Raw genomic sequence first — 20,292 nt, forward strand, 5'->3', positions numbered from 1 at the left:
CATGCGTCTCAAAACCCTCGTCGCAGCCACTGCCCTGGTCGCCCTGCCCCTCGGCTCGGCCGTTGCCGACACCTTTTGGCGCAATGTCATGACGTCCGGCGCGACCACCGCGTCCAGCTACATCACCTCCCACGATCACAAGCTGGTATTGGCGGCGCAAGACGACGCCGGCAGCTTCGTCGCCAGCGGCGGCGAAATCCGCGGCCCGTTCCTCGAAGCGGCGATTCGCCAGGTGCGCGCCGAGCAGCCTGGGCTGCAAGCCAGCGACATGGAGCTGGCCAATGCCATCCTGGCCAAGAACGCCCTGGCGAACTAAACACGGCCCCTTTGTAGGAGCGGCCTTGCGCCGCGAAGGCCGCTCCTACAGTGTGTTGCATCCAGCCTTCAGCGATACGCCTCGACCGGCACGCACGCACAGAATAGGTTGCGATCCCCATACACGTTATCGACCCGGTTCACTGCCGGCCAGTACTTGTGCTGGCGTGCATGAGCGCTGGGGGCGATGCCCTGCTCCAGGCTGTAAGGCCGGTTCCACGGCGCCAGTACGTCGGCCAAGGTATGTGGCGCGTGCTTGAGGGGGTTGTCCTCGGCCGGCCAGGTACCGTCCTGCACCCGATCGATTTCCTCGCGAATCGCCAGCATCGCTTCGACGAAGCGGTCCAGCTCGGCCTTGGACTCGCTTTCGGTCGGCTCCACCATCAAGGTACCCGGCACCGGGAACGACATGGTCGGTGCATGGAAGCCATAGTCCATCAGGCGCTTGGCCACGTCCTCCTCGGTGATGCCGGTCTGCGCCTTGAGCGGGCGCAAGTCGAGGATGCATTCGTGGGCCACGCGCTGGTTGCGCCCGCGATACAGCACCGGGAAGGCGCCGCTCAGCCGGCTGGCCAGGTAGTTCGCCGAGAGGATCGCCACTTCGCTGGCATCGGCCAGCTGCGGCCCCATCATGGCGATGTACATCCAGCTGATCGGCAGGATGCTGGCACTGCCCCAGGGCGCAGCACTGACCGCGCTGTTGTTCGGGTCCAGTCCAGGTACCGGAACCACCGGGTGGCTGGCGACGAACGGCCTCAGGTGGGCGCGCACGCCGATCGGCCCCATGCCCGGGCCGCCACCGCCGTGGGGAATGCAGAAGGTCTTGTGCAGGTTCATGTGCGACACATCGGCGCCGATGTCGGCCGGGCGCGCCAGGCCGACCTGGGCATTGAGGTTGGCGCCGTCCATGTACACCTGGCCACCGTGCTGGTGGACCACCTCGCAGATTTCGCGGATACCCTCTTCGTACACCCCGTGAGTCGACGGGTAGGTGACCATCAGGCAGGACAGCTTGTCCCCGGCGGCACTGGCCTTGGCCTTGAGATCGGCCAGGTCGATGTTGCCGTCATCGTCGCAGTCGACGATCACCACCGCCATGCCGGCCATCTGCGCCGAGGCGGGGTTGGTGCCGTGGGCCGATGAAGGAATCAGGCACAAGGTGCGCTGGGGCTGGTGGCGGCTGCGGTGATAACGGGTGATCGCCATCAGCCCGGCATACTCGCCCTGGGCGCCGGAGTTGGGCTGCATGCAGATGGCGTCGAAACCGGTGATGGCGCACAACCAGCTTTCCAGCTCGTCGATCATGGCCTTGTACCCCGTGGCCTGGGCCGCCGGGGCGAAGGGGTGCAACAGGGCGAAGCCGGGCCAGGTGATAGGGATCATTTCACTGGTGGCGTTCAGCTTCATGGTGCACGAGCCCAGCGGGATCATCGATTGGTTCAGCGCCAGGTCCTTGTTCTCCAACTGCTTGAGGTAACGCAGCATCTCGGTTTCGCTGTGGTGCAGGTTGAACACCGGGTGGCCGAGAAACGCCGAACGCCGCACCAGTGCGGCCGGGATGCCTTCAGGCAAGGCTTGCTGGTCGAGGGTGGCGATGTCGAGCCCGTGATCGACGCCGAGGAAGATGTCGAACAAGCGCAGCACGGTCTGTTCGTTGCAAGTCTCGTCGAGGCTCACCCCCAGGTGGCCGCGACCGAGGATGCGCAGGTTGATCCGCGCCGCCTCGGCGCTCTCGATGATCGCCGCCTGGGCGCCACCGACGTCCAGGGTCAAGGTATCGAAGAAATGCGCGTTGAGCCGCTTGATGCCCTTGGCCTCCAGGCCTGCCGCGAGGATGAAGGCCAGCCGGTGCACGCGCTGGGCGATGCGCCGCAACCCCTCGGGGCCGTGATAGACAGCGTAGAACCCGGCGATGTTGGCCAGCAGCACCTGCGCCGTGCAGATGTTGGAGTTGGCCTTCTCGCGGCGGATATGCTGCTCGCGGGTCTGCAAGGCCATGCGCAGCGCAGTGTTGCCACGGGCATCGCGCGACACGCCGATGATCCGCCCGGGCATGGCCCGCTTGTAGTCGTCGCGGCAGGCAAAATAGGCCGCATGCGGGCCACCGTAGCCCATGGGCACGCCAAAACGCTGGGTGGAGCCGAGCACCACGTCGGCCCCCTGCTCGCCGGGTGGCGCCAGCACCACCAGGCTGAGCAGGTCGGCAGCGACGCAGGCCAGGGCCTGCTGGGCGTGCAACTGGTCGATCAGCGGGCGCAGGTCGCGGACCTCGCCATGGGTATCCGGGTATTGCAGCAAGGCGCCGAATACCGAGTGCTTGGCCAGGTTGTCGACGCTGTCGACCACCAACTCGAAGCCGAAACCCTCGGCACGGGTCTTGAGCACCGACAGAGTCTGTGGGTGGCAGTGCTCATCGGCGAAGAAGGCGTTGCTCTTGTTGCGCGCTACCCGCTTCGCCAGAGCCATGGCTTCGGCGGCCGCAGTGGCCTCATCGAGCAACGAGGCATTGGCCAGGGCCAGGCCGGTAAGGTCGATGACCATCTGCTGGAAGTTCAGCAGCGCCTCCAGCCGGCCTTGGGCGATTTCCGGCTGATAGGGCGTGTAGGCGGTGTACCAGCCCGGGTTCTCCAGTACGTTGCGCAGGATGACGGTGGGCGTGATGGTGCCGTGATAGCCCATGCCGATCAGGCTGGTCCACACTTGGTTCTGCTCGGCATAGCCGGCCAGCTTGGCCAGGGCGGCCTGTTCGTCCAGGGCCGGCGGAAGGTCGAGGGGGCGATTGAAGCGGATGCCGGGGGGAACGGTCTGCTCGATCAGCTCGTCGCGGCCCTTGAGGCCCAGGACGCCGAGCATGGCCTGCTGCTCCTGGGCATCAGGCCCAAGGTGGCGTTGCAGGAACGGGTTGAGCTGTTGCAGTTGATGCAGGGATGGCGACTGGGACATGACGACGCTCGCTTCCTGGAACAGGCCTCATGGAGACCCTTAAGTCTAGGAAGGGATCGGCGTTGGCGTGGGAAACTTTGCTTTTGCAGGCCCGGCCCTTTCGCGGCTGCCGCTCCTACAGGTAGGGTACCGCCGCCGAAAGCGGCGCAGGCCCTGTAGGAGCGGCTTTAGCCGCGAAGAAAGCGACGCGGTCTTACTCGCCGATGAGGGCCTTGTAGCCAGCGGCATCCAGCAGCTTGTCCAGCTCGGCCACGTCGCTCGGCTTGAGCTTGAAGATCCACGCATCGTAAGGCTTTTCGTTGAGCCGTTCCGGGCTGTCGGCCAGCTCTTCGTTGACCGCGATCACTTCACCGGCAACCGGTGCGTAGATATCCGAAGCGGCCTTGACCGACTCGACCACGCCTGCGGCATCGCCAGCGCCGAATACCTTGCCGACTTCGGCCAGCTCGACGAATACCACGTCACCCAAGGCTTCCTGGGCGTGGTCGCTGATGCCTACGGTCACTGTGCCGTCGGCTTCCAGGCGTGCCCACTCGTGGCTTTCGGCAAAACGCAGGTCGGCGGGGATTTGGCTCATGTCTTGTATTCCTCGTTTGGGTCAGCGGTTCGGCCCGCCGTTTGATGTTCAGATCAGGATCTTGCCATGGCGCACGAAGGTCGGCTTGACCACCCGCACCGGGTACCACTTGCCGCGTATCTCGACCTCGGCACGGTCACCCGTGGCCATCGGCAGGCGCGCCAGGGCAATGGATTTGCTCAGCGTAGGCGAGAAACTACCACTGGTGATCTCTCCTTCGCCAATCCCGGCGACACGTACCACTTGGTGAGCACGCAGTACACCACGCTCCTCCAGCACCAGGCCAACCAGTTTGCTCTGCACGCCCTGCTCGATTTCCGCCAGCAACGCAGCGCGGCCGACGAAGTCGCGCTCGGCCGGCTCCCAGGCGATGCACCAGCCCAGGTTGGAGGTGAGGGGCGTGTGGGTCTCGTCGATGTCCTGGCCGTAGAGGTTCATGCCGGCTTCCAGGCGCAGCGTGTCGCGCGCGCCCAGGCCGCTGGGGGCGATGCCCGCACCGACCAGGTCGTTGAAGAAGCCCACCGCCTGGTCGCCCGGAAGGATGATCTCCAGGCCGTCCTCACCGGTGTAGCCGGTGCGGGCGATGAACCAGTCGCCTTCGCTGACGCCTTCGAACGGACGCAGCTCGCGGATCACGGCCGCGCGCGAGGCGCTGAGCAGCGCAGCGACCTTGTCGCGGGCATGTGGGCCCTGGATGGCGAGGATGGCGAGGTCCGGGCGCACCACGAAAGCCACCGCGAAACCTGCGCGCTGCTGCTCCAGCCAGGCCAGTACCTTCTGCCGCGTGGCGGCGTTGGTGACCAGGCGGTAGCCGGTTTCGGTGCTGTAGGCGATGAGGTCGTCGATGACCCCGCCCTGTTCGTTCAGCAACGGGCTGTACAGGGCTTGGCCGATGCCGTCGAGGCGGGCCACGTCGTTGGCCAGCAGGCGCTGCAGCCAGGCCCGGGCGCCTTCGCCGGTGACATCGATGACGGTCATGTGGGAGACATCGAAGACGCCACAATCGCTGCGGACCTGATGATGCTCCTCGACCTGCGAACCATAGTGCAGGGGCATGTCCCAGCCGCCGAAGTCGACGGTCTTGGCGCCGAGTGCCAGGTGCAGGTCATACAATAGCGTGCGCTGTCCCATGGGTTTCTCCTTCCGGGCGTGGCGAAGCGGCGGGTGATGACGTCTTGCCGTCAGCTCTTGTTGTGGGTGCCGCCGCGAGAATGCCGCGCATTGTAGCCGCAAGGACGCAGGCTGGCACCTTTAGTGACTGTGACCTGGGCGCCTGGCGGAACGGCGGATCAGCCCGATGACCGGCAGCAGGCCCACCAGCACCAGGGTCAGGGCCGGCAGCGAGGCCCGTGCCCATTCGCCCTCGCTGGTCATCTCGAACACCCGCACGGCCAGGGTGTCCCAGCCGAACGGGCGCATCAGCAAGGTGGCCGGCATTTCCTTGAGCACATCGACGAACACCAGTAGCGCGGCACTCAAGGCACCGGGCACCAGCAGCGGCAGGTAGACCTTGAAGAACAGCTTCGCTCCGCCCACCCCGAGGCTGCGCGAAGCCTCGGGCAGCGATGGGCGGATGCGCGCCAGGCTGCTTTCCAGCGGCCCGTAGGCCACGGCGATGAAACGCACCAGGTAGGCCAACAGCAAGGCACCGATGCTGCCCAGCAGCAGTGGCTTGCCGGCGCCACCCAGCCAGGTCGAGAGCGGGATCACCCAGTGATTGTCGAGGTAGCTGAAGGCCAGCATGATCGCCACCGCCAGCACCGACCCGGGCAAGGCGTAACCCAGGTTGGCGATGCCCACGCCGGCGCGAATCGCCCCGCTGGGTGCCTGGCGCCGGGCGAAGGCCAGCAGCAAGGCCACGCACACGGTCAGCAGCGCGGCCAGGGCGCCGAGGTACAAGGTGTGCATGACCAGCCCGACGTAGCGCTCATCCAGGTCATGACGACCCCGTTGCCAGCACCACACCAGCAACTGCAGCAGCGGGATGACGAAGGCGCAGGCGAACACCAACAGGCACCAGCCGCTGGCCAGCGCGGCCTTGGCGCCACGCAGGTGATACAGCGCCTGGCCGCGCGGGCGTTCGTTGGCGCTGTGGCTGGCGCCGCGGGCACGGCGCTCGCCGTACAGCACCAGCATCACCGCCAGCAACAGCAGGCTGGCCAGCTGCGCCGCGCTGGACAGGCTGAAGAAGCCATACCAGGTTTTGTAGATCGCCGTGGTGAAGGTGTCGAAGTTGAACACCGCCACCGCGCCGAAGTCGGCCAGGGTTTCCATCAGCGCCAGGGCGATACCAGCCCCGATGGCCGGGCGCGCCATCGGCAGGGCCACCCGCCAGAATGCCTGCAGCGGCGACAGCCCGAGCACCCGTGCCGCTTCCATCAGGCCCTTGCCCTGGGCCAGGAAGGCAGTGCGCGCCAGCAGGTAGACGTAGGGGTAGAACACCAGCACCAGGACGACGATCACGCCGCCCGTGGAGCGCACCCGCGGCAGGCGCATCGGCCCGAACGCCTCGCGCAACGCGCTCTGCACGGGGCCGGCGAAGTCCAGCAAGCCGACGAAGACGAAAGCCAGCACGTAGGCGGGAATGGCGAACGGCAGCATCAGCGCCCAGTCCAGCCAGCGTCTGCCGGGGAACTCACAGAGGCTGGTGAGCCAAGCCAGGCTCACCCCGAGCACGGTGACACCCGCGCCCACGCCCAGCACCAGGGTCAGCGTATTGCCGAGCAGGCGGCTCATCTGGGTGTCGAGCAGGTGCGACCAGATCTGCGCGTCGATCGATTGCCAGGAAAGCAGCAAAACGCTCAGGGGCAGAAGCACCAGAGCGGCGATCAGGGTGACCGGGAGGTACCAGCGGCGTTGGGGGGAGTGGGGCACAGCTAGGGTCTCGATTGCGATGGCGACCGCTCTGCGGTCGTTCGCGGGTAAACCCGCTCCTACAGGAATCGGCGCTGACCGCGTTCCTGTAGGAGCGGGTTTACCCGCGAATGGGCCGTTAAAGACCCAGGAAGGATAGAGTCAGGTGCTCAGTTCCAGCCAGCCCGATCCATCAGGCGAATGGCCTCGGCCTGGCGCTTGCCGGCAATCTCCACCGGAATGCTGTCGGCCTTGAAACTACCCCAGGCCGCCACCTCGTCCGAGGGCTTGACCTTTGGGTTGGCCGGGAACTCCTGGTTGATGTCGGCGAACAGCTTCTGCGCCTCCTCGCCGGTCATCCACTCGACCAGTGCCTTGGCCGCTTCCGGGTGCGGTGCATGCTTGGTCAGGCCGATGCCCGACAGGTTGACGTGCACGCCGCGGTCGTTCTGGTTGGGCCAGAAGATCTTCACCGCCAGCTTCGGATTGGCCTTGTGCAGGCGCCCGTAGTAGTAGGTGTTGACCACGCCGACGTCGCACTGGCCGGCCTCGACGGCCTGGATCACCGCGTTGTCGTCGGAGAACACATCGGTGGACAGGTTGTTCACCCAGCCCTTGACGATCTGCTCGGCCTTGGCCTCGCCGTGGGTCTCGATCAGCGTGGCGGTCAGCGACTGGTTGTAGACCTTCTTCGCCGTACGCAGGCACAGGCGGCCTTCCCACTGCTTGTCGGCCAGGGCTTCGTAGGTGCTCAGCTCCTCGGGCTTGACCCGATCGGTGGCGTAGACGATGGTCCGCGCGCGCAGGCTCAGGCCGGTCCAGTCGTGGGACGAGGCGCGGTATTGCGGTGGGATGTTCTGGTCGATGACGCTGGACCTGATCGGCTGCAGGATGCCCATCTGCTCGGCTTGCCAGAGGTTGCCGGCGTCCACGGTCAGCAACAGGTCGGCCACGCCGTTCTGGCCCTCGGCCTTGATGCGCTGCATCAGCGGCGCTTCCTTGTCGGTGATGAACTTGATCTTGACCCCGGTCTTGGCGGTATAGGCATCGAACACCGGCTTGATCAGCTCGTCGATCCGCGAGGAATACACCACCACTTCATCCGCCGCCTGGGCGGTGCCGCCGAACAGGGTCAGGGCCAGGGCGGCCAGTAGAGACTTGCGTGGCAACATGGGAAGCGCTCCTCGGGATCGTCTAGAGGTGCGAATGGTAGTGAATCCCATTTTCCGACTCACCCATCGAGCAGTTACCGGATGTTGCAGGGGGCTGCTGCGCAGCCCCAGCGATCTCAAGCCCTGGCCAACTCAGGCAGATCCCCAGAAAGCCCCAGCGCCTGGCGTACGAACAGCGCCTTGGCCTCGGGCATTTGCTGCACCAGCTTCAGGCCGCTGTTGCGCAACCAGCGCAGCGGCAACGGATTGGCCTGGAACAACCGCTCGAAGCCCTCCATCGCCGCCATCAAGGCCAGGTTGTGCGGCATGCGCCGCCGCTCGTAGCGGCTGAGCACCTTCACATCCGCCAGCCGCTCGCCGCGCTCGCAGGCATTGACCAGCACCTCGGCCAGCACCGCCGCATCGAGAAAGCCCAGGTTGACGCCCTGCCCGGCCAGCGGATGGATGGTGTGCGCAGCATCGCCGATCAGCACCAGGCCTTCGTCCACGTAGCGCTTGGCGTGGCGCTGGCGCAGCGGCACGCTGACCCGGGGGTCGGCTTTCAGCACCTGGCCCAGGCGCCCCTCGAAGGCGCGCTCCAGGGCCGTGCAGAACGACGCGTCGTTCATCGCCATGACTTGCTCGGCGTGCTCTGGAGTGGTCGACCAGACGATCGAACACCAGTCCTGCTGGCCATCGCGGATGAGCGGCAGGAACGCCAGCGGCCCCTCGTCGGTGAAGCGCTGCCAGGCCGTGCCCTGGTGCGGCGCGCTGCAGCGCACGCTGGTGACGATGGCGTGATGCAGGTAATCCCACTCACGGGTCTCGCAGCCCGCCAGGCGCCGCACTGCCGAGTTGGCGCCGTCGGCGGCCACCACCAGCGGGGCGCGCAGGCGCCGGCCATCGGCCAGGGTCAGCAGCCACTCGTCACCCGAACGGCGCAGTTGCTCGACGCGGGAATTGGCCAGCAAGCCGACGTCGCTGTCGAGCAGACGCTCGAGCAGGCCGTCCTGCACCACCCGGTTCTCGACGATATGGCCAAGCACCTGGGCATGCACGCTGGCGGCCGAAAAGTGGATCTGCCCGGTGCCACTGCCATCCCAGACTTGCATGTCCGAGTACGGCGAGCAGCGCCGCTGGGCGATGCCGTCCCAGGCCCCGAGGCGCTCGAGGATGCGCTGGCTGGCCGCCGACAAGGCACTGACCCGAGCTTCGAATGGCGCCTGGGCGTCGAACGGCTTGACCGCCAGCGGACCGCCGTCGAGCAAGAGGATTTCCAGGCCGCTGTGGCGCAGCGCCAGGGCCAGGGCGCTGCCGACCATACCGGCACCGACAATCAACAGATCTGCGCGCATTTCCATGCCTTACGCCTGCCTCGCTTGCGGCTTGAGCCGCACGTATAGGGTTTTATCGACCCGCGCCACCAGCTCGCCGGCGCCATCGCGGATATCGACCTGCAAACGCGGCAGGTACTTCTTGCCGCTGGCGGTCTGCTGGCGAATGTCGTCCAGCAAGGCATCGTCCACGTGGAACTCGGCGTACACCGGGCCTTTGCCCGGGGCGATGAAGTCGATGCTCGCGGCCTTGTCCCAGACGATGTAGTCGCGGCCCAACGTCTCCATCAGCAACAGCATGTAGAACGGGTCGACCATCGAGTACAGACTGCCGCCGAACTGGGTGCCGACGTAGTTGCGGTTCCAGCGCGCCAGTTTCATGCGCACACTGGCGCTGCGCATGTCGGCGCCGATGTGCTGGATGCGGATGCCCGCGCCCAGGTACGGCGGATACAGGTTCAACAGCCACCGCAGCATGCGGGCCCGGCGTGCCAGCCGACGTGGGTCGCTCATGCCTGGCCCCGCGCGTCGGGGCGTGTGCCCAGGCCCATGGCCTGGCGGGCGAACCAGCTCTTGGCCGGGGGCAGCAGGTCGAGCCCGAGCAGGCCGATGTTGCGCCCTGCCGCCAGCAGCGGCTGGCCACTGCCGAACAGGCGGGTGACCTGGTCGGAGAAACCGATGGTCAGGGCCTGGTCCAGGCGCTGGCGCTGGCGGTAGGCCTGCAAGGTGGCCAGGTCGCCCGGCTGTTGCGGGCCGGCCAGCAAGGCCTCGGCCAGCGCCTGCACGTCACGCAGCGACAGGTTGAAGCCCTGCCCGGCGATCGGGTGCAAGCTGTGCGCCGCATTGCCCAGCACCACCAGGTGCGGGCGTACCTGCTCCTCGGCCTCGACCAGCGCCAACGGGTACAGGTGCCGTGCACCGACCTGGCGCAACGCGCCCAGGCGATAGCCGAAGGCGCCCTGCAACTCGCGCAGGAACGCCCGCTCGTCGATCTCGGCCAGGCGCTGGGCGTCCATGCCTTGGCGGCTCCAGACCAGCGCGCAGCGGTTGTCGGGCAGCGGCAGCAAGGCCATCGGGCCCTGCTCGGTGAAGCGTTCGAAAGCCTGGCCGCAATGGGCCTCGCCCGGGGTGATGTTGGCGATCAGCGCGCTCTGCGCGTAGGGCGTGCGGCGCACATGGATGCCCAGTTGCTCGCGCAGCCCCGAGCGGCCGCCATCGGCGAGCACCGCCAGGTCGCATTCGACGTGGGTATCGTCGTCGAGCTGGAGCCGGTAGCCACCCTCGATGGCCTGCAACGCGCTGACCTCGGCCGGGCAGCGCCAGCTCACCACCTCGCTGTCCAGGCCCTGCCACAGGCATTGGCCAAGCCAGGCGTTCTCGACCACGTAGCCCAGCGCCGGCACGCCTTCTTCCAGGGCGTCCAGGCGGGTGGCGCCGAAGCGGCCGCGGTCGGACACGTGGATCTGGCGAATCGGTTCGGCGCGCCGGCCGATGGCCTGCCACAGGCCCAGATGCTGGTAGATCTGCTGGGTGCCGAAGGACAGCGCCGAGGAACGCGCATCGTAGCTGGGCTGGAAGCTGTCGCCAGGGGCGAACGGCTCGACCAGCAGGATCTTCCAGCCGCGTGCCTTGGCCCCGGCCTGCAGGGCCAGGGCCAGGCTGGCGCCGACCAGCCCGCCGCCGATGATCGCCAGGTTGACCCGGCTCATGCCGCATCCTGGCGCGCGGCCTGCATCAATGCCTCGATCTCGGCCACCGTCCGTGGCACGCCCGAGGTCAGAATTTCACAGCCATGCCTGGTCACCACCACGTCGTCCTCGATCCTGATGCCGATGCCGCGCCACTTCCGGGCCACGGCCTGGTTGTCGGCGGCAATGTAGATGCCCGGTTCCACGGTCAAGGCCATGCCGGGTTCGAGCACGCGCCACTGGCCGCCGACCTTGTACTCGCCGACATCGTGCACATCCATGCCCAACCAATGCCCGGCGCGGTGCATGTAGAAGGCGCGGTAGGCCTCGCTGTCGATCAGCGCCTGCACCTCGCCCTTGAGCAGCCCCAGTTCCACCAGGCCCTCGGTGATGACCCGTACGGTCGCCTCGTGGGCGTGGTTCCAATGCTTGCCCGGGGCGATCTCGGCGAATGCCGCGGCCTGGGCCTTGAGCACCAGCTCGTAGATGGCCTTCTGCTCCGGCGAGAACCGCCCGCTGACCGGGAAGGTGCGAGTGATGTCGCTGGCATAGCAGTCGATCTCGCAGCCAGCGTCGATCAGCACCAGGTCACCGTCCTTGAGCGCGGCATCGTTCTGCTGGTAGTGCAGGATGCAGCCGTTGCGCCCGGCCGCGACGATCGAGCCGTAGGCCGGCATCTTCGCCCCGCCCTTACGGAACTCGTAGTCCAGCTCGGCTTCCAGGCTGTACTCGTGCAGCCCCGCCCGGCAGGCTTGCATGGCGCGCACATGGGCCCGCGCGGAGATGTCCGCGGCGGCGCGCATCACCTTCACTTCTGCCGCCGATTTATACAGGCGCATGTCGTGCAGCAGGTGATCCAGGGCAACGAACTCGTTCGGCGGCTGGGCACCGAGGCGCGCCTTGGAGCGAATCACGTTGATCCAGTCCATCAGCCGGCGGTCGAACTCAGGGTTGCTGCCCATGGCGCTGTAGACCCGCTCGCGGCCTTCGATCAGGCCCGGGAGGATCTCGTCGATGTCGGTGATGGGGAAGGCATCGTCGGCGCCGAAATCGCGGATCGCGCCTTCCTGGCCGGCGCGCAGGCCGTCCCACTGCTCGCGCTCGGCATTGCGCTCGCGGCAGAACAGCACGTACTCGCCGTGCTCGCGGCCCGGGATCAGCGCGATCACCGCCTCGGGCTCGGGAAAGCCGCTCAGGTACTGGAAGTCGCTGTCCTGACGGTAGACATGCTCGACGTCGCGGTTACGGATGGCGACTGCGGCGGCTGGCAGGATGGCGATGCTGTTGGGGACCATCTGCGCCATCAGCGCCTTGCGCCGACGGGCATACTCGGCCTTGGGTATGTGGCTCATGGGCAGGACTACCCCCGGTTGATCAGTGCAGCGATGGTTTTGGCGCGGGCGCGACCGGCGCGGCCAGCTCCGTGTACAGCAGCAACGGCGCGACGCGCAGGTACTCCATGACTTCCATGTAGTCGCTCTCGCCGTCCTCGGACTCTTCCAGCGCATCCTGCACCTGCGAAATGGCGACCAGATCCTGGAGCACTTCCTTCGCTTCGGTGGACAGGTCCTTGCCGCCGGCGTTCAGCCCGAAGCCGGTGATGAAGCCCTGGCACCACTGGCCCAGCGCGGTGGCGCGCTCGCCCAGCGGAGCGTCGTCGCTCGGCAGCAGCAGGACGATGGCGATGTCTTCGCCGGTCAGTTCGGTCTTGACCATTTCCTGCAGGCCGACCAGGGCGGCGCGGACGTTGTCCTGCGGCTCGCTCTCCAGGGCGGCGGCGGCATCGGCCAGCCAGGCGTCGGCGTCGAAACCGGCACCGGCGCAGCTGCGGCCGATCAGCAGGCCATGCAGCTCGGCAGGGGAAACGGGGTGGCCATTGCTCGTGAGCAACGCGGTGAAGGCGGTATAGGGCGATTGGGTATTAGGCATGGGCGGCTAGGCGCCAGACGGCGCATTTGACTAGAATGAAGACCTTGTATCCTAGCATCGGCAGGCGCGCCAAGACCATCTGCACTGGCCGTCGCCATTCACGGAAAGGCATCATTGCCGGGTGAGTCAACGACGGAGCGAATCGAGTGCAATCCACGCAAGAGAACGACCTGCAAGCGCTGATGAGCCGATTCGAGCTGCTGATCGAACGCGTCGAGCAACTTAAACGGCAAAATGCACTCTTAGTAGCTCAGGAAAAATCCTGGCGCGAGGAGCGCGCTCACCTCATCGAAAAGAACGAGATCGCAAGGCGCAAGGTCGAGTCGATGATTTTACGCCTAAAGGCCCTGGAGCAAGACTCATGAGTTCAAGCAATAGCGTCACCGTGCAGATCCTCGACAAGGAATATTCGATCATCTGCCCACCGGAAGAGCGCAACAATCTGGTCGGCGCCGCGCGCTACCTCGACGGCAAGATGCGCGAGATCCGCAGCAGCGGCAAGGTGATCGGCGCGGACCGCATTGCCGTGATGGCCGCGCTCAACATCACCCACGAGTTGCTGCACCGCCAGGAAGCCCCGGCCACGGCGACCAGCGGCACCACCCGCGAGCAGGTCCGCGACCTGCTCGAACGGGTCGATAGCGCATTGGCCGACGATCCGGGTACCAAAAACAGCTGAGGTTGTTATACTGGCGCCACTCCCTGGGGGATGCGCCAGTCGGTTATGTCCCTGAGCCGATACGCACAACCACGGGGGTTGCACGCTGGGGCCGGTGTGCATGTCCGCCCGACGGAAAGCCTTAACGCCCCCTGCAATCTCCACCTTGAACTTTCGGGTTCAAGGGCTACACCGATAGCGGTCTTATCGGGGAGCCTGATTGCTCTTGCCCGCCTCCCCGGCGGGCAAATTCGTTTGGCCGGCAGCACCGGCCAGCACACCTGGGATCGCCCGTGCCATGACCGACACCGCGCCGCTCACCCGCCCTCAGCTTCGCCGCCAGCTCCGCAACGCCCGCCGCGCCCTTACGCCAGCCCAGCAACGCCAGGCGGCACAGGGGCTGTATCGCCAGCTGGCGCAGCACCCGCTGTTCCGCCGAGCCCGGCACATTGCCCTGTACCTGCCCAACGACGGCGAGATCGACCCACGCCTGCTGCTGCGCGAGGCCCAGCGCCGGGGCAAGCGCACCTATCTGCCGGTGCTGCACGCCTGGCCACCGACGCGCATGGTGTTCCAGCGTTTCGAACAGGGCGAGAAGCTGCGCCCCAACCGCTTCCGCATTCCCGAGCCGCTGGTCGAGCGCAAGCGCCAACGGCCGATCTGGGCGCTGGACCTGATCCTGCTACCGCTGGTGGGGTTCGATGAAGTCGGTGGTCGGCTGGGCATGGGCGGTGGCTTCTACGATCGCAGCCTGGCCTATCAGGCGCGGCGCAAGGCCTGGAAGAAACCCTTGCTGCTGGGGCTGGCCCATGAGTGCCAGAAGGTCGAGCGGCTGGCGCAGGCCAGTTGGGATGTACCACTGCAAGGCACGGTCTCGGACCGTGGCTGGTACCTGGCGACGAAGTGAAAGGGTATCAGCGATGCTGCGGCTTGGCGTCCACCGGGGCCTGGTAGGCGGCGGTGTCGAGCTTGCGCTCCCAGAAACCCTGGGCATAACCGGTGGTGACCACACCAAGACCAAAGATGAAGACCAGGATCCAGAGCAGATCCGGTTTGCGTTGATTCATCGAAGATTGCCCCCCTAGGCAATTGTTCAGGCTCGGTGACCTTCTTAGGGAGTCACCGGAGCATCTAGCTTTAAAACGCGCGCATTTTCCGACAACCTGCGGCGACACGCAAACGTTGACATCTGCCGTATGTCGGTTTCATGCAACTAGTTATTTCAGACTTTGTCAGGAGCACCTTCCATGGCCTATTGGCTGATGAAATCCGAGCCAGACGAGCTTTCGATCGAGGGATTGGGCCGGCTGGGCGAGGCCCGCTGGGACGGCGTGCGCAATTACCAGGCGCGCAACTTCCTGAGGGCCATGAGCGTAGGCGATGAATTCTTCTTCTACCACTCCAGTTGCCCACAACCGGGTATCGCTGGGGTGGCCAGGATCACCCAGGCAGCGTACCCCGACCCTACTGCCCTGGACCCTCAGAGCCATTACTTCGACGCCAAGGCCAGTGCGGAAAAAAATCCCTGGAGCGCAGTGGACGTGGCCCATGTGAAGACGTTCGGCCAAGTGCTGGGGCTGGGTTTGCTGAAGCAGCAGAGCGCGCTGGAGGAATTGCCACTGGTGCAGAAAGGCAGCCGGCTTTCGGTGATGCCGGTGAGCGCGGAACAGTGGGAAGCGATCATGGCGTTGGCGCGCTGACTGACGCGCAGAATGACAAAGGGCGCCTTTCGGCGCCCTACTCACAGACAGGTCAGCTTGTCATCGCCATCCACCTGCCCGGCTCTGTGATTGCTGGTTGCACCAGGATCCGCAGAGTCTCACAAGCCCCTTTCGGGAACTCGGTCAGTATGAACCATCGAGATCTCGACTGACATACCCAACGCGCTCGTCTACTGCACAATCAGGTTATTGAACAACAAATCCTCGACGATCGGCTTGCCCTCTTCGCCTTCCAGCACCTGCTGCACCTGCTTCAGGGCTTCCTGGCGCAGTTTTTCCTTGGCGTCGACGTTGCTGAGATTATCCACGCCTTGCTGGGCGAACAGCGCCACCAGTTGGTTGCGGATCAGCGGCTCGTGGTGCTTGACGGCGGCCGCAGCGGCATCGCCGGTCACGCGCAGGGCCACGTCGGCCTTGTACACGTGCAGCTTGGGGCTGCCGTCCAGGGCATAGTTCCCCACGAAGGGTGGGCTCAGGCTGATGTAGGCCACCTTCGGCTCGCCTTCCTTGCCCTCTTCAGCCGCCACCACGGTTGGCAGCAGCAATGCCAGCACCATCAAGATCCACGCGTTCACGAATGCACTCCTCAAAACAATTGGCGCCAGCTTAACCAGCACACCGCTCAAACCCAAGCCCTGGCTCGTGCCGGCACTTATGCCAGCCCATCAGGGCAGGCCATGCTGATTGACCCGGCAGGCGACCCTCCTACACTTATCGGCCACTACACGCAAAGGAATAGCCCCGATGAAAGCTGTGTTGTGCAAAACCCTAGGCTCCGCACGCGACCTGGTGCTGGAGGAAGCCGCAAGCTCGGTACCGAAGATCAATGAAGTGCTGCTCGATGTGCAGGCTGCGGGGGTCAACTTCCCCGATACCCTGATCATCGAGGGCAAATACCAGTTCAAGCCGCCCCTGCCGTTCTCGCCTGGCGGCGAAGCGGCTGGTGTGGTGGCGGCCGTGGGCGACAAGGCCGGGCCGTTCAAGGTCGGCGACCGGGTCATGGCCCTGACCGGCTGGGGCGCATTCGCCGAGCAGGTGGCGGTACCCGGCTACAACGTGCTGCCGATCCCGCCGACCATGGACTTCACCACCGCCGCCGCCTTTTCCATGACCTACGGCACCTCGATGCACGCCCTGCGCCAGCGCGCCCAGCTGCAGCCAGGTGAGACCTTGCTGGTGCTGGGCGCCTCCGGGGGCGTGGGCCTGGCGGCAGTGGAAATCGGCAAGGCCATGGGCGCCCGGGTGATCGCCGCGGCCAGCAATGCCGACAAGCTGGCGGTAGCCAAGGCGGCCGGTGCGGACGAACTGATCGACTACAGCCAGGCCAGCCTCAAGGATGAAATCAAGCGCCTGACCGATGGCCAGGGCGCGGACGTGATCTTCGATCCGGTGGGCGGCGAGGTGTTCGAGCAGTCGGTGCGCGGGCTGGGCTGGAATGGCCGGTTGCTGGTGGTGGGCTTCGCCAGCGGGACCATCGGGCAACTGGCGGCAAACCTGGTGCTGCTCAAGGGCGCGGCGGTGATGGGGGTGTTCTGGGGAGCGTTTGCCCAGCGCCAGCCAGAGGACAATGCGGCGAATTTCCAGCAGTTGTTTGCCTGGCATGCCGAAGGGAAGTTGAAGCCGCTGGTGTCGAAGACTTATTCACTGGCTGAAGCGGGGGCTGCGATTGAAGAACTTGGGCAGCGGCGGGCTGTGGGTAAGTTGGTGGTGCTGGCCAGGTAAGGCAGGCCCCGCGAAGAGGCCGGGCCAGGCGACTCAAACCTCACGCAGGTTATGGCAGCGCCTGAAGCGCGCCTCCAGGTTGCGGTCCGGCATCTGGTGGCTGCGCAGCGCGTTGAGCGTCTGCTCCACGTAATCGCGGGTGGTGCCATAGCGACCCTTGGCGCTGGCCAGGATCTGCCTCAGCAGGCTATCAGGCAGGTTGCCGGCATAGCACGGCAAATGCCGCTCCAGCACGAAGCCCAGGGCCTGCACCCGGGTACCATCGTCCAGCTTGCAGCTCAACCAGTGCGGCCGGTAGGCCGGGTAGGGCATTTCGCGCTGCCACAACGCCAGCAACGAACCCTCGAGGTCGCGTTCATCGAGCCGGTAGGCAAAGCCACTGCACGAACCACCACGGTCGAGGCCGAACACCAGGCCCGGGGTTTCCGGCGTGCCACGATGCTCGTGGGACCACAGGTACAGCCCACGGTGATAGCCATGCACACGCGCCCGCTGGCGCTCGACCGAGTTGCACTCTGGCCGCCAGATCAACGAACCATAGGCAAACAGCCAGACCGGCCCACCTTCATGCCGTGACATGGTCAGCTTCATCGAATCCAGCAATTGCTCGCGGGTATGTTGCAAGCCGAAGTCGAGCGTGGGCGGATAGGTAACTTCGAAGGAAAGATTTTCAACTGCCGACATAAGCTGCCGCCATATTCCCGGTGAACTACGGATGTGGCACTCGCCACCAAAGACAGCCTTGCCAGGCTGCCTGCGCCGCTACCATGCGCGGCCTTGGCATCTAACGTAAGCCAAGCGGCACACTGTTCACAAGTATAAGCAGGAAATTGGACAACGCCTTCCGACGATTGGAAGTCATTATTCCAAGGGCCGATAAAGTTATTAACCCAGGCGGTAACAATTACCGCCTTATAACCACTTCAGGCAACTTGTGTTATTAGCCGCGGGGCGCGTAGGCGAACACATCGGCGCGCATGCGGTGGGCATCCATACCAGCCTCGACCAGGGCGTCGAGGGTGGCGTAGATCATGTTCGGCGAGCCGCTGGCATACACATGCACGGCATTGAGGTCGGCCACGTCGTCGCAGACCGCTTCGTGCAACATGCCGCAGCGCCCTTCCCAGCCACACAGGTCGCTGACCACCTTGTGCAGGAACAGGTTCGGCAGGCTTTGCCACTGCTCCCAGTGCTCGATGGCGTAGAAATCTTCCGGGCGTCGCACCCCCCAGTACAGGTGTACCGGGTGCTTGAAGCCCTGGGCGCGGCAATGCTCGACCAGGCTGTGCATCTGCCCCATGCCGGTGCCGGCGGCGATCAACACCAACGGGCCATCGGGCAGCTCGGCCAGGTGGGTATCGCCGAACGGCATCTCGATGCGTGCCAGGCCATCGCGGCGCAGCTGCTCGAGCAGTTGCACGGAGCTGGGTTCGCGGGCCAGGATGTGTAGCTCCAGGTCTCGGCCACTGTGCGGCGCCGAGGCCAGCGAAAACGCCGCCGGCTTGCCACCTTCGCGCTCGATCATCAGGTACTGCCCGGCGTGGTAGCGCACCGGCTTGCCAGCTGGCGCGCGCAGGCGCACACGCCAGACGTCGCCACCGACCTCGACGCACTCGCTCACACTGCACACCAGCTTGCGCACCGGCAGTTCGCCCAGCGCCAGCACACCATCCCAGAGCAACACACAATCCTCCAGCGGTTCGGCGATGCAGGTGAACAGCTCACCATGGTCACGTACCTGGCCGTCCTGGCGCACGCGCCCTTCGACCAGCAAGGCTGCGCAGACATGGCAATTGCCATTGCGACAGCTGTTGGGGCAGTCATAGCCCAGGCGCCGGGCGCCATCGAGGATCCGTTCCCCGGGTTGAAGCGTCAGCACTGCCCCGGACGGCTGCAACGTTACCTGCATCAATCTATTCCCAACTGATCCCACAACTCATCGATACGGCGGGTGACGGCCTCGTCCTTGACGATGGCCCGGCCCCATTCGCGTGTAGTCTCGCCTGGCCACTTGTGCGTGGCGTCCAGGCCCATCTTCGACCCTAGCCCCGACACTGGCGAAGCGAAATCCAGGTAGTCGATCGGCGTGTTGTCGATCATCACCGTATCACGCTTGGGGTCCATGCGCGTGGTGATGGCCCAGATCACGTCGTTCCAGTCGCGGGCGTTGATGTCGTCGTCGGTGACGATAACGAACTTGGTGTACATGAACTGTCGCAGGAACGACCACACCCCCAGCATCACACGCTTGGCGTGGCCCGGGTACTGCTTCTTCATGGTCACCACCGCCATGCGGTAGGAACACCCTTCGGGCGGCAGGTAGAAGTCGACGATCTCGGGGAACTGCTTCTGCAGGATCGGCACGAACACTTCGTTCAGTGCCACGCCGAGGATCGCCGGCTCATCCGGTGGCCGACCGGTGTAGGTGCTGTGGTAAATCGGCTTGTGCCGGTGGGTGATGCGCTCGACGGTGAACACCGGGAAGCTGTCCACCTCGTTGTAGTAGCCGGTATGGTCACCGTAGGGCCCTTCCGGGGCCGTCTCGCTCGGGTGAATGACGCCCTCGAGGATGATCTCGGCGGTGGCCGGCACCTGCAGGTCGCTGCCGCGGCACTTGACCAGCTCGGTGCGGTTGCCGCGCAGCAGGCCGGCGAAGGCATACTCGGAAAGCGTGTCGGGCACCGGGGTCACGGCCCCGAGGATGGTCGCAGGATCCGCGCCCAGGGCGACGGCGACCGGGAATGGCTGGCCGGGGTGCTTCTCGCACCACTCACGATAGTCCAGCGCGCCGCCCCGATGGCTGAGCCAGCGCATGATGACCTTGTTGCGGCCGATCAGCTGCTGGCGGTAGATACCGAGGTTCTGGCGCTCCTTGTTGGGGCCACGGGTGACGGTCAGGCCCCAGGTGATCAGCGGCGCCACGTCACCCGGCCAGCAATGCTGGATCGGCAGTTGGGTCAGATCGACGTCTTCGCCCTCGACCACCACCTCCTGGCATACCGCGTCCTTGACCACCTTCGGCGCCATCGACACGACCTTCTTGAAGATCGGCAGCTTCGACCAGGCATCCTTCAGCCCTTTCGGCGGCTCGGGCTCCTTGAGGAACGCCAGCAACTTGCCGATTTCGCGCAGCTCCTCGACCGATTCGGCACCCATGCCCATGGCCACCCGCTCCGGGGTGCCGAACAGGTTGCCCAGTACCGGAATGTCGAAGCCCGTGGGCTTTTCGAACAGCAACGCCGGCCCCTTGGCACGCAAGGTGCGGTCGCAGACCTCGGTCATTTCCAGGATGGGAGAGATCGGAACCTGGATGCGCTTGAGTTCGCCGCGCTGCTCCAGGCCACGGATGAAGTCGCGCAAATCGCGATACTGCATGCAAGAGCCTCGTGTTGGCCGTATCG

Annotated in this window: 21 protein-coding genes and 1 other RNA gene; 7 read left to right on the plus strand and 15 right to left on the minus strand. The window is 65.6% G+C overall.

Annotated elements, in window-relative coordinates; all coding sequences use genetic code 11:
- Position 1: 1 nt before the first annotated feature.
- Entirely contained in the window at positions 2–316 is a 315-nt protein-coding gene (locus IAE37_RS08040) for a DUF2388 domain-containing protein (RefSeq protein WP_201171978.1), read from the plus strand.
- A 68-nt stretch (positions 317–384) separates the two neighbouring features.
- Here the strand turns inward: IAE37_RS08040 and gcvP are convergent, their stop codons facing one another.
- The 10 genes from gcvP to IAE37_RS08090 form a co-directional block, all read right to left on the minus strand.
- Complete coding sequence (gene gcvP, locus IAE37_RS08045) at positions 385–3,258, minus strand: aminomethyl-transferring glycine dehydrogenase (protein ID WP_201171980.1); 2,874 nt, start codon at positions 3,256–3,258, stop codon at positions 385–387.
- A gap of 193 nt (positions 3,259–3,451) precedes the next feature.
- A complete protein-coding gene (gene gcvH, locus IAE37_RS08050; RefSeq protein WP_201171982.1) occupies positions 3,452–3,835 on the minus strand; it encodes a glycine cleavage system protein GcvH in 384 nt (127 codons plus the stop codon).
- Positions 3,836–3,883: 48 nt separating this feature from the next.
- Positions 3,884–4,966, minus strand: coding sequence for a glycine cleavage system aminomethyltransferase GcvT (gcvT, locus tag IAE37_RS08055; protein WP_201171986.1), 1,083 nt, complete (start codon positions 4,964–4,966; stop codon positions 3,884–3,886).
- Positions 4,967–5,086: 120 nt separating this feature from the next.
- On the minus strand, positions 5,087–6,709 hold the full coding sequence (locus IAE37_RS08060; RefSeq protein WP_201171989.1) for an ABC transporter permease: 1,623 nt from the start codon (positions 6,707–6,709) through the stop codon (positions 5,087–5,089).
- A gap of 149 nt (positions 6,710–6,858) precedes the next feature.
- Positions 6,859–7,860 carry an extracellular solute-binding protein gene (locus tag IAE37_RS08065; protein ID WP_201171991.1) on the minus strand — a complete coding sequence of 334 codons (1,002 nt, stop codon included), beginning with the start codon at positions 7,858–7,860 and terminating at the stop codon, positions 6,859–6,861.
- A gap of 116 nt (positions 7,861–7,976) precedes the next feature.
- Complete coding sequence (locus IAE37_RS08070; RefSeq protein WP_201172113.1) at positions 7,977–9,194, minus strand: 2-octaprenyl-3-methyl-6-methoxy-1,4-benzoquinol hydroxylase; 1,218 nt, start codon at positions 9,192–9,194, stop codon at positions 7,977–7,979.
- 9 nt (positions 9,195–9,203) lie between these two features.
- On the minus strand, positions 9,204–9,686 hold the full coding sequence (locus tag IAE37_RS08075) for a DUF4442 domain-containing protein (protein ID WP_201171993.1): 483 nt from the start codon (positions 9,684–9,686) through the stop codon (positions 9,204–9,206).
- Complete coding sequence (ubiH, locus tag IAE37_RS08080; protein ID WP_201171995.1) at positions 9,683–10,882, minus strand: 2-octaprenyl-6-methoxyphenyl hydroxylase; 1,200 nt, start codon at positions 10,880–10,882, stop codon at positions 9,683–9,685. Before ubiH ends, IAE37_RS08075 begins: the two co-directional genes overlap by 4 nt.
- On the minus strand, positions 10,879–12,213 hold the full coding sequence (gene pepP / locus IAE37_RS08085; protein WP_201171997.1) for a Xaa-Pro aminopeptidase: 1,335 nt from the start codon (positions 12,211–12,213) through the stop codon (positions 10,879–10,881). The genes ubiH and pepP overlap by 4 nt, the downstream gene beginning before the upstream one ends.
- Before the next feature lie 22 nt (positions 12,214–12,235).
- Complete coding sequence (locus tag IAE37_RS08090; protein ID WP_201171999.1) at positions 12,236–12,790, minus strand: YecA/YgfB family protein; 555 nt, start codon at positions 12,788–12,790, stop codon at positions 12,236–12,238.
- A gap of 182 nt (positions 12,791–12,972) precedes the next feature.
- Here IAE37_RS08090 and IAE37_RS08095 point away from each other — a divergent pair, with 182 nt between their 5' ends.
- The 4 genes from IAE37_RS08095 to IAE37_RS08110 all read left to right on the plus strand — a co-directional run bounded on the left by IAE37_RS08095 (position 12,973) and on the right by IAE37_RS08110 (position 14,355).
- A complete protein-coding gene (locus IAE37_RS08095; protein WP_033693939.1) occupies positions 12,973–13,155 on the plus strand; it encodes a TIGR02449 family protein in 183 nt (60 codons plus the stop codon).
- Positions 13,152–13,469, plus strand: coding sequence for a cell division protein ZapA (locus IAE37_RS08100; protein ID WP_201172001.1), 318 nt, complete (start codon positions 13,152–13,154; stop codon positions 13,467–13,469). Before IAE37_RS08095 ends, IAE37_RS08100 begins: the two co-directional genes overlap by 4 nt.
- Before the next feature lie 17 nt (positions 13,470–13,486).
- Positions 13,487–13,666, plus strand: a non-coding RNA gene (gene ssrS, locus IAE37_RS08105) — 6S RNA.
- Between the two features lie 80 nt (positions 13,667–13,746).
- Complete coding sequence (locus tag IAE37_RS08110; protein WP_201172004.1) at positions 13,747–14,355, plus strand: 5-formyltetrahydrofolate cyclo-ligase; 609 nt, start codon at positions 13,747–13,749, stop codon at positions 14,353–14,355.
- A gap of 7 nt (positions 14,356–14,362) precedes the next feature.
- Here the strand turns inward: IAE37_RS08110 and IAE37_RS08115 are convergent, their stop codons facing one another.
- A complete protein-coding gene (locus IAE37_RS08115) occupies positions 14,363–14,515 on the minus strand; it encodes a hypothetical protein (RefSeq protein WP_201172007.1) in 153 nt (50 codons plus the stop codon).
- 180 nt (positions 14,516–14,695) lie between these two features.
- Between IAE37_RS08115 and IAE37_RS08120 the strand changes: the two genes are divergently transcribed.
- Positions 14,696–15,148: an EVE domain-containing protein gene (locus IAE37_RS08120; RefSeq protein WP_201172011.1), complete on the plus strand. Its 453-nt coding sequence runs from the start codon at positions 14,696–14,698 to the stop codon at positions 15,146–15,148.
- Between the two features lie 191 nt (positions 15,149–15,339).
- Here the strand turns inward: IAE37_RS08120 and IAE37_RS08125 are convergent, their stop codons facing one another.
- Entirely contained in the window at positions 15,340–15,744 is a 405-nt protein-coding gene (locus IAE37_RS08125) for a flagellar basal body-associated protein FliL (protein ID WP_201172023.1), read from the minus strand.
- Between the two features lie 169 nt (positions 15,745–15,913).
- Between IAE37_RS08125 and IAE37_RS08130 the strand changes: the two genes are divergently transcribed.
- Complete coding sequence (locus IAE37_RS08130; RefSeq protein ID WP_201172026.1) at positions 15,914–16,891, plus strand: NADPH:quinone oxidoreductase family protein; 978 nt, start codon at positions 15,914–15,916, stop codon at positions 16,889–16,891.
- 33 nt (positions 16,892–16,924) lie between these two features.
- Here the strand turns inward: IAE37_RS08130 and IAE37_RS08135 are convergent, their stop codons facing one another.
- The 3 genes from IAE37_RS08135 to ubiD all read right to left on the minus strand — a co-directional run bounded on the left by IAE37_RS08135 (position 16,925) and on the right by ubiD (position 20,266).
- Positions 16,925–17,575 (minus strand): gamma-glutamylcyclotransferase, encoded by a 651-nt coding sequence (locus tag IAE37_RS08135; RefSeq protein ID WP_201172035.1) that lies wholly within the window; start codon positions 17,573–17,575, stop codon positions 16,925–16,927.
- A gap of 256 nt (positions 17,576–17,831) precedes the next feature.
- Complete coding sequence (locus tag IAE37_RS08140; RefSeq protein WP_201172038.1) at positions 17,832–18,800, minus strand: CDP-6-deoxy-delta-3,4-glucoseen reductase; 969 nt, start codon at positions 18,798–18,800, stop codon at positions 17,832–17,834.
- A complete protein-coding gene (gene ubiD / locus IAE37_RS08145; RefSeq protein WP_201172040.1) occupies positions 18,800–20,266 on the minus strand; it encodes a 4-hydroxy-3-polyprenylbenzoate decarboxylase in 1,467 nt (488 codons plus the stop codon). The genes IAE37_RS08140 and ubiD overlap by 1 nt, the downstream gene beginning before the upstream one ends.
- Positions 20,267–20,292: the final 26 nt, after the last annotated feature.

Source organism: Pseudomonas sp. S31 (assembly GCF_016648105.1).
Taxonomy (GTDB): Bacteria; Pseudomonadota; Gammaproteobacteria; order Pseudomonadales; family Pseudomonadaceae; genus Aquipseudomonas.

What these genes read in the sequence shown, in the direction of transcription:
- IAE37_RS08040 (WP_201171978.1), top strand. Translation starts at nt 2, where the DNA reads ATGCGTCTCAAAACCCTCGTCGCAGCCACTGCCCTGGTCGCCCTGCCC.
- IAE37_RS08065 (WP_201171991.1), bottom strand. Translation starts at nt 7,860, where the DNA reads ATGTTGCCACGCAAGTCTCTACTGGCCGCCCTGGCCCTGACCCTGTTC.
- IAE37_RS08140 (WP_201172038.1), bottom strand. Translation starts at nt 18,800, where the DNA reads ATGCAGGTAACGTTGCAGCCGTCCGGGGCAGTGCTGACGCTTCAACCC.
- IAE37_RS08115 (WP_201172007.1), bottom strand. Translation starts at nt 14,515, where the DNA reads ATGAATCAACGCAAACCGGATCTGCTCTGGATCCTGGTCTTCATCTTT.
- IAE37_RS08070 (WP_201172113.1), bottom strand. Translation starts at nt 9,194, where the DNA reads ATGCGCGCAGATCTGTTGATTGTCGGTGCCGGTATGGTCGGCAGCGCC.
- ubiD (WP_201172040.1), bottom strand. Translation starts at nt 20,266, where the DNA reads ATGCAGTATCGCGATTTGCGCGACTTCATCCGTGGCCTGGAGCAGCGC.
- IAE37_RS08130 (WP_201172026.1), top strand. Translation starts at nt 15,914, where the DNA reads ATGAAAGCTGTGTTGTGCAAAACCCTAGGCTCCGCACGCGACCTGGTG.
- IAE37_RS08095 (WP_033693939.1), top strand. Translation starts at nt 12,973, where the DNA reads ATGAGCCGATTCGAGCTGCTGATCGAACGCGTCGAGCAACTTAAACGG.
- gcvH (WP_201171982.1), bottom strand. Translation starts at nt 3,835, where the DNA reads ATGAGCCAAATCCCCGCCGACCTGCGTTTTGCCGAAAGCCACGAGTGG.
- gcvP (WP_201171980.1), bottom strand. Translation starts at nt 3,258, where the DNA reads ATGTCCCAGTCGCCATCCCTGCATCAACTGCAACAGCTCAACCCGTTC.
- IAE37_RS08090 (WP_201171999.1), bottom strand. Translation starts at nt 12,790, where the DNA reads ATGCCTAATACCCAATCGCCCTATACCGCCTTCACCGCGTTGCTCACG.
- IAE37_RS08100 (WP_201172001.1), top strand. Translation starts at nt 13,152, where the DNA reads ATGAGTTCAAGCAATAGCGTCACCGTGCAGATCCTCGACAAGGAATAT.
- IAE37_RS08110 (WP_201172004.1), top strand. Translation starts at nt 13,747, where the DNA reads ATGACCGACACCGCGCCGCTCACCCGCCCTCAGCTTCGCCGCCAGCTC.
- pepP (WP_201171997.1), bottom strand. Translation starts at nt 12,213, where the DNA reads ATGAGCCACATACCCAAGGCCGAGTATGCCCGTCGGCGCAAGGCGCTG.
- IAE37_RS08075 (WP_201171993.1), bottom strand. Translation starts at nt 9,686, where the DNA reads ATGAGCGACCCACGTCGGCTGGCACGCCGGGCCCGCATGCTGCGGTGG.
- IAE37_RS08120 (WP_201172011.1), top strand. Translation starts at nt 14,696, where the DNA reads ATGGCCTATTGGCTGATGAAATCCGAGCCAGACGAGCTTTCGATCGAG.
- IAE37_RS08135 (WP_201172035.1), bottom strand. Translation starts at nt 17,575, where the DNA reads ATGTCGGCAGTTGAAAATCTTTCCTTCGAAGTTACCTATCCGCCCACG.
- ubiH (WP_201171995.1), bottom strand. Translation starts at nt 10,882, where the DNA reads ATGAGCCGGGTCAACCTGGCGATCATCGGCGGCGGGCTGGTCGGCGCC.
- gcvT (WP_201171986.1), bottom strand. Translation starts at nt 4,966, where the DNA reads ATGGGACAGCGCACGCTATTGTATGACCTGCACCTGGCACTCGGCGCC.